Source organism: Mucilaginibacter aureus (assembly GCF_053514885.1).
The window spans coordinates 1,908,914-1,921,098 of sequence record NZ_CP170601.1 but is presented as its reverse complement, the minus strand read 5'-3'; the positions used below and the strand labels follow the sequence as shown (position 1 = coordinate 1,921,098).

9 protein-coding genes are annotated in these 12,185 nt (G+C 44.8%); 3 read left to right on the top strand and 6 right to left on the bottom strand.

The features are described 5' to 3' along the window. Positions 1-153: 153 nt before the first annotated feature. Entirely contained in the window at positions 154-1,875 is a 1,722-nt protein-coding gene (locus ACFGVR_RS08105) for a glycosyltransferase family 39 protein (protein ID WP_448702291.1), read from the bottom strand. Positions 1,876-1,967: 92 nt separating this feature from the next. After that, entirely contained in the window at positions 1,968-2,816 is an 849-nt protein-coding gene (locus ACFGVR_RS08100; protein WP_448702290.1) for a hypothetical protein, read from the bottom strand. A 206-nt stretch (positions 2,817-3,022) separates the two neighbouring features. On the opposite strand from ACFGVR_RS08100, the gene ACFGVR_RS08095 reads away from it, so the two are divergent. Both ACFGVR_RS08095 and ACFGVR_RS08090 read left to right on the top strand, forming a co-directional pair. Next, the gene (locus tag ACFGVR_RS08095; RefSeq protein ID WP_448702289.1) at positions 3,023-3,253 is read left to right on the top strand and encodes a DUF433 domain-containing protein; all 231 of its coding nucleotides are present in this window, start codon (positions 3,023-3,025) and stop codon (positions 3,251-3,253) included. A 9-nt stretch (positions 3,254-3,262) separates the two neighbouring features. After that, positions 3,263-3,583 carry a DUF5615 family PIN-like protein gene (locus ACFGVR_RS08090; RefSeq protein ID WP_448703034.1) on the top strand — a complete coding sequence of 107 codons (321 nt, stop codon included), beginning with the start codon at positions 3,263-3,265 and terminating at the stop codon, positions 3,581-3,583. Between the two features lie 4 nt (positions 3,584-3,587). Here ACFGVR_RS08090 and ACFGVR_RS08085 read toward each other — a convergent pair whose 3' ends face one another. Then, a complete protein-coding gene (locus ACFGVR_RS08085) occupies positions 3,588-4,028 on the bottom strand; it encodes a sterol desaturase family protein (protein WP_448702287.1) in 441 nt (146 codons plus the stop codon). Between the two features lie 90 nt (positions 4,029-4,118). Next, a complete protein-coding gene (gene lpdA / locus ACFGVR_RS08080) occupies positions 4,119-5,522 on the bottom strand; it encodes a dihydrolipoyl dehydrogenase (protein ID WP_448702286.1) in 1,404 nt (467 codons plus the stop codon). Between the two features lie 226 nt (positions 5,523-5,748). On the opposite strand from lpdA, the gene ACFGVR_RS08075 reads away from it, so the two are divergent. Beyond that, positions 5,749-7,644, top strand: a complete 1,896-nt coding sequence (locus tag ACFGVR_RS08075) for a CocE/NonD family hydrolase (RefSeq protein WP_448702285.1) — start codon at positions 5,749-5,751, stop codon at positions 7,642-7,644. 267 nt (positions 7,645-7,911) lie between these two features. Here the strand turns inward: ACFGVR_RS08075 and ACFGVR_RS08070 are convergent, their stop codons facing one another. Next, complete coding sequence (locus ACFGVR_RS08070) at positions 7,912-9,789, bottom strand: beta-N-acetylhexosaminidase (protein WP_448702284.1); 1,878 nt, start codon at positions 9,787-9,789, stop codon at positions 7,912-7,914. 116 nt (positions 9,790-9,905) lie between these two features. After that, a complete protein-coding gene (locus tag ACFGVR_RS08065; protein WP_448702283.1) occupies positions 9,906-11,834 on the bottom strand; it encodes a 7TM diverse intracellular signaling domain-containing protein in 1,929 nt (642 codons plus the stop codon). Positions 11,835-12,185 lie beyond the last annotated feature (351 nt).

The window sequence follows — 12,185 nt, the reverse complement described above, 5'->3', positions numbered from 1 at the left end:
TAAGTTATAATCAACTTTTTCAATTCCCTCCTTGGGGAGGGGTGCGATAGGTTGTGATGTGGCAGGGAGGGGTTATTCGCTGGCATGGCGTATAAACCCCTCCCTACACCCTCCCGTGGGGAGGGAATCGCACAAGCCGGCGCTTTGTATTTGTTACTTTTTCATCCCTAATATATTCACCAAATAAAAATGGTCGAGCGTTTTGTAGCGTTGTTTCTCCAGTATAAAAGGCAAAGTTAAATTCTCCTGCGGATAATCTTCAAAAGCTTTGATCACCGTATAATTAACCTTTCGATAGTCCATTTGTTTAACCAGGTTATCATCAATTAACACCACCGCGTTTTTATCAACAGGTTTGGCCAGTAAGCCGCTAAGGGAATTAACTTCGATTGACCGGGGAATATAAAACGGAAAAGCATTGGGTATGGCGCAGATGACAATAATGGGCCTGTCGGCTAAATGCTCGTTAACATAAGCTGATGCCTGTACCTCGGGTTTATAGCGGATGATGGTTGGGTACACTACGCTTAAAAAATAAGTATTGAGCCAAACTGCCACACAGCAGGTAAATAAAAACAGGTTGTAATATACTGATCGACTATTTTTGTAGATATACCAGGTGAGCAGGCCGAGCGCAAGGGTGATCAAGCCGAACACCACAAACTTTTCGGGCGAGAAGATAAAGTTGAGCGCGATAAAAGCGACAATGAGTAAACCTGTAATGATGTATTGGGTGACCTTGAAGAAGCGCCCTTTGCTTTTTGCGATAACCGATTGTACATATACCGCTGTAATGATGGCGAAGAACGGGAACAGGATATTGGTGTAAAACGGAAGCTGAAATGCCGAAATAGAGAAAATGAATAGCATTACCCCCGCACCCGAAATACAGACATACTCCGGCAGCATAACCCGGGTTACTATTTTTTTGATGGTTTGGAACACTGAATAGTAAAGCAAAAGCGCCCAGGGTGCAAACGCCCAAAGCAGTGTATGCAGAAAGAAAAAGTAACTGCCGTCATCGCGCTTAATGTAGCCTGTGCTGTTAAAACGACCAAACTGGCTATCCCACAAAAACCATTTAATGCCCGAGACGCCTTTACGGTGGAATACCGTTTTTTCGGGATGAAGATCGAACTGTGTGTACAGGGTGTAAATTTCGGGCAGTACAAATATCGCGGTAAGCACTATAGCAAACAGCCACCGCCATTGAAACAGGCCCTTAAAATCACCTTTAAAAATATAATCGCCAATGATGGCAAAACCGATAGGGATAAGCAGGTAGATGCCTTTGGTCATTACAGCGCAGCCGGCGAACAGGGTACCCAGCAGCAGATCGCGTAAGCCGAATTTCTCTTTTAAACCATAAAAATGATAAACACTGCCCATCAGCAGGCCCATAATATAAGGTTCGGCACGCACATCGGTGTTTGACATGATGGTATGCTGGGCGGTTAAAAGAATTAACACGGCTATCAAAGCGGTTTCGACACCGTAAAACTTTTTGCCGAGCTTATAGGTGTAAATTACCGACATGAAATAGAAGCACAACGCGGGCAACTTGTAGGCAATGGTATTTACGCCAAACAGCTTAAAGCTTAGCGCGATGACCCAGAACGGAAAGTGAGGTTTATCGAGCCAGTCAAGCCCCTGGAACATGAGGTTGGCGTAGTTATGGCTCTCCACCATGTTGCGGGCTATTAAACCGTACAGGCCAGGATCATCAGTGAAAAATTTGGTGGTGATGCCGGCAAGGTTGATCATGATGCCTAATATCAACACCAACAAAAACGACCTGTTTTGAGCTGATGACAGGTATTGATAACCTGAGGTATAGGCAATTGTTGGTTGGATAGGTGTAGATGAGCGGTTCACGACTTCAAAGTTAAGTGATTATTGGCACGCAAAGGCGCTGAGGCGCAAAGTTTTTAAAATCTCTTGTTAGCGCCTTATGCGCCTTTGCGAAGTTATTTTGCCCCGAAGATCCCTTTTAAAGCATTCTTGATCTTTTTAAAGATATCTTGTTTACGGGGTTTGCTCTGGCCGTCATGAGTGATGGCGTGATCGTAATTGTGTTGCAGTTTGAGCGCGTATTGCCTGGTGTGTTCATCAGCAGCTTGTTTCATACCCTCAATAAAGGGTAAAGCCGTGTTGTTAAGCTGCGCATTTTGCGATACGGTATAGTAACGGCCTGGTTTTAAATATTTGCCGTTATTATTGATCGCATGCTGTCCGTTTTCGCTTAGCAGGTCGATATGGTAAATTTTAGGATTAAGGATGCGGAGGCGTTTGGTGCCTTCGCGCTCGTTGCGCCAGGGATGTTCTTTATAGGTAAGCTGATCGGCAAGGAAGCTTTTTTTCCAGATGGATACCTGGTGCGACATTAAATACTTGCTCGCTTTGTTGTTAAGCACCGAAACCGATAGCCCGTCGATATAATTACCTGTCGACGTAGTGTTATAAATACTGTTACTGGAAAGCTTGAACAGGTTAATGTCTTTCTCTAAAGCGAAGGCGATGATCTTGTTCACCGTTTCGGCGGACACCGGTCGGCTTAGCCACATATCTTCCTGGAAGTAGATGATGTATTCTTCCGGAATTTGATTGAGGCCGTTGAGCAGCCTGTCGCTCCATTCGCCTTTGCCGGTTTTGATATTGGTAAACAGGTCCGACTGGTAACCGGCTTCTTCAGTAAAAAAGTAATATTTAATGTTAACCTCGTAAAAGGGCCAGTTGCGTTTAAAAAAATACTCAAAGCCCTGGTACAATAAGCTGTACCTGTCGCAAGCATGAACAATTAGGGCTATCTCAGTCATTTAGGTTTACAAATGTAATTTATTTGTGGGTTTGGTCAAGAGGGGGAGTATAATTTGCGATGTTATGGGACTGGCTAAATTGTCATTGACAATAACGTAAGAATTCGATTACTTCTTAAACCACTTCTTATTCGCCAACAATACGCCAAATTCTTCGGCCGGATAATTGGTATTTATTTGTGAAGGATTTTTATGTAAATTGAGTTATGTCGCAATTAATTGATTACAGTAAGTACATTGAGATTAACCCGGAAGTTCGATTCGGTAAACCTGTAATTATGGGTACACGCATAACTGTGTACGATGTGTTGCAATGGCTGGCATCAGGCTCTTCGCATAAACAAATTATAGCAGATTTCCCCCAGCTAAATGAGGATCATATTTATGCTTGTTTAGCATATGCTGCGGATAAAGAAAGGAAAGTGAAGTTTGCCTGAGATTCGTCTATTGTTGATGAGAACATTTCATGGCGACTCAAAAAATCACTGCCCGATTGGACTATCCTACCTTCTAACGAGATTCAAAAAAATCAAAGGCTATCAGACTTTAAAATTTGGCAATTCGCAAGTACCAATGATTATCATGTTTTAACTTTTGATGAGGACTTTACCGAGCTTCACAATTTACTGGGGTTTCCTCCGAAAATAATTTGGCTGAGAACCGGCAATCTTTCTACAATAGAAATAGCCAAAAAATTATTGTCTCTTGAGAACTCTATTGTAGAATTTTTGGATAATAACGAATTGGGTGTGTTTGAGATTCGATAAGTATCTATCTTTTAAACCACTTTTTACTCGCCACCAATAAACCAAACTCCTCAGCGGGTTGCCTTTCTAAAGATTTATGATGGATCTTATGAGCACGGCGAATGCCGCTTAGGTAGCGGTTGTTACTTTTAAAGGCTTTGAAACGGTTATGGATAAACCAATCGTGGAAGATGAAATAGATGATGCCGTATAAACTGATACCGGTGCCTATCCAGAAACGAGAATCTAAATTTAAATGCCCCAGCCACATCAGCCATAAGGCAATCATCGCGAAAAGCAGGCTGAAGAGATCGTTTAACTCAAACCAACTGTGTTTTGGTTGGTGATGTGTTTTGTGGATAAACCATAGCGGGCCATGGAAAAGGTATTTATGGATAAACCAGGAGAAAGCCTCCATTACTATTATCGTTGCTAAAATAATTCCCGTATTGATAACAACGTCCATATTGAATGAAAATTTGGGAATAGCGGCAGTTTAATAGTTGCAGTAGCAGTCTTTTTGAATTTAAACTGCTACTGCAACTGCCACTTAAAACTATATGTGGATAGGACGATTCTCCGTAGCTGCTAAGCAAGCTTCGCGCATCGCTTCGGTATAGGTTGGGTGCGCGTGGCTCATGCGGGTAACATCCTCGGCGCTTGCACGGAACTCCATGGCACAAACGGCTTCGGCAATCATATCGGCAGCACGCGGGCCTATGATGTGTACGCCCAGGATTTCATCTGTTGTGGCATCGGCTAAAACTTTTACAAATCCATCCATATCGCCACTGGCAACGGCACGGCCGCTTGCGCGGAACGGGAACGAACCTGTTTTATATTTTACGCCTGCTGCTTTCAATTGCTCTTCGGTTTGGCCTACGGCTGCAACTTCGGGCCAGGTGTATACTACGCCCGGAATTAGGTTATAATTGATATGCGGTTTCTGGCCGGCAATCAGTTCGGCAACCATGGTACCTTCGTCTTCGGCTTTGTGGGCAAGCATTGCTCCGCGGATCACGTCGCCAATAGCATAAACGCCTTTAACGCTGGTTTCCATGTGCTCGTCGACGGTGATCTTACGGCCACGTTCTTCAACGGTGATGCCGATCTTATCCAAACCTAAACCATCGGTATAAGCCACACGGCCAACGGCTACCAGGCAGTAATCGCCTTTCAGTTCCATTTTTTCGCCTTTAGGGTTATCAAAGCTTACGGTAACTTCTTTGCCTTTTACAGTAGCGCCGGTAACTTTATGACCAAGGTAAAATTCCATACCCAGTTTGGTTAACACTTTTTGCAGCTCTTTGCCCAGGCCTTTATCCATGGTTGGGATAATGCCATCCATAAACTCGATAACCGATACTTTGGCACCTAAGCGCGCGTAAACCGAACCCAACTCCAAACCGATAACGCCGCCGCCGATCAATACCAGATGTTTAGGTACTTCGGTTAAGGTTAAAGCCTCGGTACTGGTGATAATGCGTTTTTTATCAAGCTTGATAAAAGGCAGGCTTGACGGTTTTGAACCCGTGGCGATAATGACGTTTTTACCGGTGATCTCTTGCGTTGAACCATCTTCTTTAGTAATGATGATGGTGTTTTTATCTTTAAATGATCCCATACCCTGGTAACCATCTATTTTATTTTTTTTGAAAAGGAAGGATATGCCTGCCGTGTTTTTTGCTACTACTTCGGTTTTGCGCTTCATCATTTGCGCCATATCAACTTTCAGGTCCTTTAGCTTAATGCCGTGGGTTTCGAAAGTGTGGCCGGCATTGTGAAAATGCTCGCTCGAATCTAACAAAGCTTTTGAAGGGATACAGCCCACGTTTAAACAGGTACCGCCGTAGGTAGCGTATTTTTCGATACAGGCGGTTTTTAAACCCAGCTGGGCGCAACGGATAGCGGCTACATAGCCACCAGGGCCCGAACCGATAACAACAACATCATATTGCATAGTAGTGTGATTTTTACGCGCCAAAGTTAAACATTATCAAATGCTAACGAAATCAAAAGAGTGTCAAAAAAAGATTAGGTTAGTATTGCGTATTGCGATGTGCGTATCGCGATTTTATTGCAGCTTAGCGCCTTTGCGTGCATAAATATATCCGTATCAATATTGTGATTTTAAAATCGATATGCTTTATCTAAATTAGCTTTCTTTAACTGACCAACAAAACGAAATGAAAAAAACGCTACTCGCATTTTGCATTGCGCTGTTTTGCACCGGCGCTTATGCCCAGCGCCCTGCTGCCCGAACACAACAACAGATTGACGACTCACTGTATGTTAGAAATAATTACAGTAAAATGGAACAACAGGTTACCATGCGCGATGGCATTAAACTGTGGTGTTCGATCTATGTGCCTAAAGACCAAAGTAAAAAATATCCCATTTTAATGACCCGCACACCCTATAACGCTGCCCCCTATGGCGATGGTATGAAAGGCACATTAGGGCAAAATATGCTTTTGGCACGCGAGGGTTTTATTTTTGTGTATGCCGATGTGCGCGGACGCTGGATGAGCGAAGGCAATTTTGTAGATGTGCGCCCGCAGCTAAACAGCTACAAAAACAAAACTGATATTGACGAGAGCACCGATACTTATGATACCATTGACTGGCTGGTAAAAAACTTACCGAACAATAACGGCCGTGTAGGTATCGAGGGGATATCGTACCCAGGATTTTATTCGACCGCCTCGCTGCCAAATGCGCACCCGGCTTTGAAAGCGGTATCGCCGCAGGCGCCGGTTACCGATTGGTTTATTGGTGATGACTTTCACCACAACGGTGCGTTTTTTGAGATGGATGCTTTTGCGTTTTTAACCGGTTTTGGTGTACCCCGTCCTAAACCGATCACTCCCGCCCAGTTTAAAAACAGGGTTAAATATACCCAGCACGATAACTATAAATTTTACCTGGAGATGGGCGCACTGCCTAACTTTAAAAAGAAATACCTGGGCGATTCGGTGAAGTTTTGGGATAATATGATGAACCACCCTAACTACGACTCGTTTTGGCAGGGAATGAATATTCGTCCACACCTGGTAAATATTAAACCTGCTGTATTAACCGTTGGTGGTTTTTTTGATGCCGAGGATGCTTTTGGCGCGCAAAACGTTTACAAAGCTATCGAGAAACAAAACCCGCAAACCACCAAAAATATGCTGGTGTTAGGGCCATGGTTTCACGGTGGATGGGAGCGCAGCGATGGCGATACTTTTGGCGATCAGAACTTCGGCCAAAAAACCAGCGCCTGGTTCCGGGAGAATGTGGAACTGCCTTTCTTCAATTATTACCTGAAGGATAAAGGCACCATGGACCTGCCGGAGGCTACCATTTTTATTACCGGCAGTAACGAGTGGCACAAGTTTAAAACCTGGCCGCCTGCAAATACAGTTGAAAAATCACTGTACTTACAGGCAAATGGTAAAATAACCTTCGATAAACCGAATTACGATGACAGCTTTGATCAGTACGTGAGCGACCCGGCAAGCCCGGTGCCTTACCAGGCCGGTGTGCAGGAACGCCGTACCCGCGAGTACATGATAGACGACCAGCGTTTTGCCGAGCGCAGGCCCGATGTTAAAACTTACCAGACCGATGTGCTTACCGCAGACATGACATTGACCGGCCCGGTAATTGCCGACCTGTTTGCCTCAACCAGCGGTACAGACGCCGACTTTGTAGTGAAGCTGATCGATGTTTTCCCGGATGATTTTCCGAACCCGGTGCCTAACCCTAAAAACATAACGATGGGTGGTTACGAGATGTTAGTTCGTGGCGATATCTTCCGCGGCAGGTACCGCAACTCGTACGAAAAGCCGGAAGCTTTTGAGCCGGGCCGCATTACTGAAGTGAAATACACTCTACCTGATGTTGGCCATACGTTTAAAAAGGGTCACCGGATCATGATACAGGTACAAAACTCGTGGTTCCCGCTTAGCGACCGAAACCCGCAGCAGTTTATCGATATTTACAAGGCTAAGGACAGCGATTTTAAAGCTGCCACGATGCGGATCTTCCATGACAAGGAAGCACCATCGAGCGTGAAGGTAACTGTGTTGCAGGAGTAGTTATACGTAAGCGTGGACGCTTACATTAAAGGTGCGATTAAGCGCGGACGCTTAACCGGGCGGGTTTGGTATAGCGATGGGTTTGAAACCCATCGCTATGAAGAAGATATTTGCCCAAGCATTAGCCATTCGGACCACAAGCCAGGAGGTTTGGGGTAGCGAATCGACTGAATGTGATGAAGGAGTATGTTATGCCGTATAAAGGGCACACCCCTCCACCCCCTCTAGAGGGGAATCGCGCAATCCAACGCTTTTTGGGAATTTCCTCTATTGCACCGGTTTTCTTTTTACCCTTGTATTTAGCTCGCTGACAGGCATGGTGATCATTCGCCCGATGGGTTTGTTGTTGCGATAGCTTATTACCCGCAGCAGGCTGGCATCTTTGGGTACGATGAGCGGGGCCGTATATTTCGGATAAAACTTATCGGGATACGAGTTATCGAAACTGTAGTAGATATCTAAGCCGTCGATCTCGGTGCTTAGGGTTACCTGTAACTGGTTGTCGGCGGTAAGCGATGTGGTGAAGGTTGGGTCGTACACCGCGGGGGAGTACTTGATCTCTGCTTCGTCCAGCCGGGTAAAGTGTTTTTCTACGCGTTGGGCAAAGTCGGGCCAGTTTTTGCTGCCCCTGGGCGACCAAACAGCTTCGGAAATAGCCATAGCGCGTGGCCATATCATATACTCCACCTGGCGCATGTTGTAAACCTGTTCGGTCCACAGGTTGGCCTGGCCGCCTAAGATCAGGTGTTCGTCGATCGTGTCTGTCGGGATCGGGTCAAACTGGTAGGATTTGTTGAGGCGTAGGGTGGCGTAAACATGCGGCTCCATTACGCGGTCGGATTGCATATAGTCGAGGTAAGCAAAATCGGTGGGGCTCATCACTACGTTGTGGCCTTGTTTAGCGGCTTCGATACCGCCTTTTACGCCGCGCCAGCTCATTACAGCAGCGTTCGGGCCAAGCCCGCCTTCTACGATCTCATCCCAGCCCATAAATTTTTTACCTTTCGATTCAACGATCTTTTCCAGCCTTTTTTCAAAATAGCTTTGTACCTGCGCCATGTTTTGCAGGTTTTCGCGCTGCATCAGGGCTTTTACCGAATCGCTTTTCAGCCAGAAGTTTTTGGCGCATTCATCGCCACCCATGTGCATATAGGCAAAGGGGAACAGCGGCGCCATTTCGCCCACAACCTGGTCAAGGAAAGTGTAAACCCTTTCGTTGGCGGGGCAGAGGGTATTATCAACCAGTGCGGTGAGGCCGCCGCTAAAATTCATGATCCGCTCGCCCGAGCGTACATGATAATTCTCGGCTCCGGGCGTGCAGGATAATTCGGGGTATGAAGCTACGGCCGCTAAACTATGGCCGGGCACGTCTATCTCGGGCATGATATCAATAAAGCGTGTTTTGGCGTAGGCTACCAGCTCGCGGATATCGTCCTGAGTGTAATAGCCGCCATAGGTGCGGGGTTCATCGGGCGTAGGTGCGGTAAAGGAGCCAAAGTCGCCAACCTTGTTTACGCGCCATGCGCCTACCTGTGTTAGTTTAGGCAGGCTTTTTATTTCGATGCGCCAGCCCTCGTCATCGACCAGGTGCAGGTGCAGCAGGTTGAATTTGTAAAGGGCCATCTCGTCAATAAAACGCATTACCTCGGCTTTGGTAAAAAAATGGCGAACAACATCGAACATCAAACCCCGCCAGGCAAAACGTGGACGGTCGGTTATTTGGAGGTGTGGTACACTGTGTTTTCCGCCCGGAGTGTTCGGCATTAGCTGAAGCAGGGTTTGCACGCCGTAAAACAACCCGGCCGACGTATTAGCTTTAAGCATTATACCCTGGGTGTTGCTGGTGAGGTAATAGCCTTCGTTGCCGATGACGGTATCGGTTTTGCTGAGTAATTGCATTTTGATGGCGCCTGTTGTGCCGGGTTTTACAGTTGGTTTAAAACCAAGGTCGGCCAGTTTTTTTGATAAGTAGCCTGAGGCATTACTGACATTACCAACTGCACAGATGGTTAAAGTTTTAGGTAACAAAAATTCGCCGGGGCGCACGGTTAGCTTTACAGGCTTGGGTATGATGGCCGGGATGTTTTGGGCGTAAGTTACCAAACCAAGCAAGCAGCTACAGATAAGGGTGCAAATTTTTTTCATGGTAGAAAAATTGAGGTGTTGACGAATTTTGAGGATGAAGATAGAATTTATAGGCGGTTATTACCATTGATCGCCTATAAATTTAAATCAACAAAATAGCCGATCGCCACCTGGCCTTATTTCAAAATCAACGAGCTCCAGCCCGATTTGCTGGTTGTTTTCAGTTCCTTTTTGCGCTCGTTCATTACCCTTTTTACACGATTGGCGTATGCCCAGCAAGTACTTTGCCTGATCTGCAGCTTCTCCGACAACTTGAGCGATGATATCAAACCTTTTGAAAAATAGATCAGGTAGACCATGTAAAATGCTTTATTAAGCGGTATCTTGTTGTTTTCGAAAATGGTATTGAACATAGGCGATTCTTTATAGCGGCATTTGCTGCATCGCCGGCTATGGTTAAGGTCGTCTATAGCGTAATGATCGTTACCGCATTTGGTACAGGTGTACCCTTTTTGCCATTTCAATTCGGCCAGAAATTTTAAGCACGATTCCTGATCCGGGTATTTAACACTAAATTCTTCGAAACTCAGTTCGGTCAACATCGTCCGCGCCGTATTGGCTGTTTCGATATTGGATTTGAGGCTGATATTGTCTTTTTCGAGCAGCACATTCATCCGCGATATCTCTTCGGCTTGTTTTTCGAGCAGGTTGTTTTTGTGTTGAAGTTCCTGGTTTTGAACTTCGATCAATGCTGATTTTTCGAATACTTCCTGTGATTTGATAGCCAGTTCGGTTGATTTGAGCACAACTTCTTTAGTACGTTTAGCCACTTGTATCTCTAATTCTTCGTTTAGCGCGTCTTTGAGTTTGGCATTTACGGTCATTTGCTCCATGATCCTTTGCTGGGCTTCGTCCTTTTGCTTTTTCAGGATCCGGACCTGATCGCCAATAGCGAAAGACAGGAAAACCATCTCCAAAACAAAGCCGTATGCTAAACTGTAATGGCCAAACACGCCTGGTAAAAAACGGGCATAGCCGTATACGCTCAATATTTTAACAATAAACCCTGTAAACAGGAACGAGTACCCTAAAACAAAAAAACGTGCCGGCCTGAAACCATTTTTCCAGATATAAATGCCTGTAAAAAATGCCACAGTAAGCGGTATCAGTTCCAATATCTTATAATTGAACAATGAGGTATTGAACAGGCATAATACGAAGAAACCCGCGCGCACGCCAAGCATAACTTTAATTACCAGGTCGAGTTTTGGGGCTTTGTCTTTAACATGCAAAAGCTCGCGGGTAAATACAAGGGCAAAAATACTCATCGTAAATAACGGGAAACCGAATGCGAACTCGTTATAGGCAGGGTAGTTTGGCCATACATATTGAAAAGCGATGCCATCAACCGACATTTCGTACAGGGCCACGCTCAGGATATATAAAACATAAAAAAGATAGCGCCGCCGCCTGATGGCAATAAACATGAGCAGATTATGAAAACTGAAGATGACGATCATACCGTAAAATAGCCCGAAGGTTAAATACTCGGTTAAGGCATATTTTATAAAGCGCTCAATGGTTCGGTAAACAATAATGATGTTTGCGTTCTTGCTTGACCGTACCCTGAAATAATAAGTATGCTCACCCTTTAATTGCGAATTAAGAGGAAACTCAAAGTTTTTGTGTTGGTACAACCGGTTTTTAAAGTCATATGCGGCACCCGATCTCTTCACGGTGAAGCTACCACGGCCATCGGGCAGATAAGCGGTAATATCTTCGATGGTTTGATCAAAAAACTCAAATATCCCGTTATTGTCGTTTTCAATATTAAGCTTAACGCGATACCAATAAACCGATCTAAGGTTGTAGTTTTTAGGATAGTAATTTTTTGCAACCTGGTATCGGGTGCTCAAGGCCTGGCTTTCGGCCTGATCTATGGTCAGTTTGCCTTGTGGATCTTCGAGGTACTCAATTTCACCCGAATGAAAAATATGCTCATCGGTGTTATTATCTGCCAGAACGGGCTGTTGCGCGTGCAGGCCCGCTGCAGCAAAACACAGGGAGATTGTAAAAAAGAGGTGTAAATACTTTTTTAGATACATTTTAATAAGGAGCAGGTGATTTGTAATGATACAAATATAAATAAGAAGGTTATATACAGATCAAGCGGCCACACAAGATGGTCAGTCTTAATTATGGGATACAGTTTTATCAAAAGAAAGTTGTAAATTAGGTTTTGGTTGTTAGTTCACCGGTCATTAGGCGATTGGTGTTTGTCGGCGTAAGATCTATGGAAAACCCGGCAGATCATATTGCGGAAATGATAATTAACAACTGAAAACAAACTAAAAAATACCGATAAATACCTATGTGTTCGCGAGAAGCGTTGCGAAATTGATAATAGGGTTATCGTCGGTAAGTAAGATTTAATAAACATAATAGCGATGGGTTTG

Bases quoted from the DNA above. Each gene is read 5' to 3' on its own strand.
- ACFGVR_RS08100 (WP_448702290.1), bottom strand. From the start codon at position 2,816: ATGACTGAGATAGCCCTAATTGTTCATGCTTGCGACAGGTACAGCTTA.
- ACFGVR_RS08095 (WP_448702289.1), top strand. From the start codon at position 3,023: ATGTCGCAATTAATTGATTACAGTAAGTACATTGAGATTAACCCGGAA.
- ACFGVR_RS08085 (WP_448702287.1), bottom strand. From the start codon at position 4,028: ATGGACGTTGTTATCAATACGGGAATTATTTTAGCAACGATAATAGTA.
- lpdA (WP_448702286.1), bottom strand. From the start codon at position 5,522: ATGCAATATGATGTTGTTGTTATCGGTTCGGGCCCTGGTGGCTATGTA.
- ACFGVR_RS08075 (WP_448702285.1), top strand. From the start codon at position 5,749: ATGAAAAAAACGCTACTCGCATTTTGCATTGCGCTGTTTTGCACCGGC.
- ACFGVR_RS08070 (WP_448702284.1), bottom strand. From the start codon at position 9,789: ATGAAAAAAATTTGCACCCTTATCTGTAGCTGCTTGCTTGGTTTGGTA.
- ACFGVR_RS08065 (WP_448702283.1), bottom strand. From the start codon at position 11,834: ATGTATCTAAAAAAGTATTTACACCTCTTTTTTACAATCTCCCTGTGT.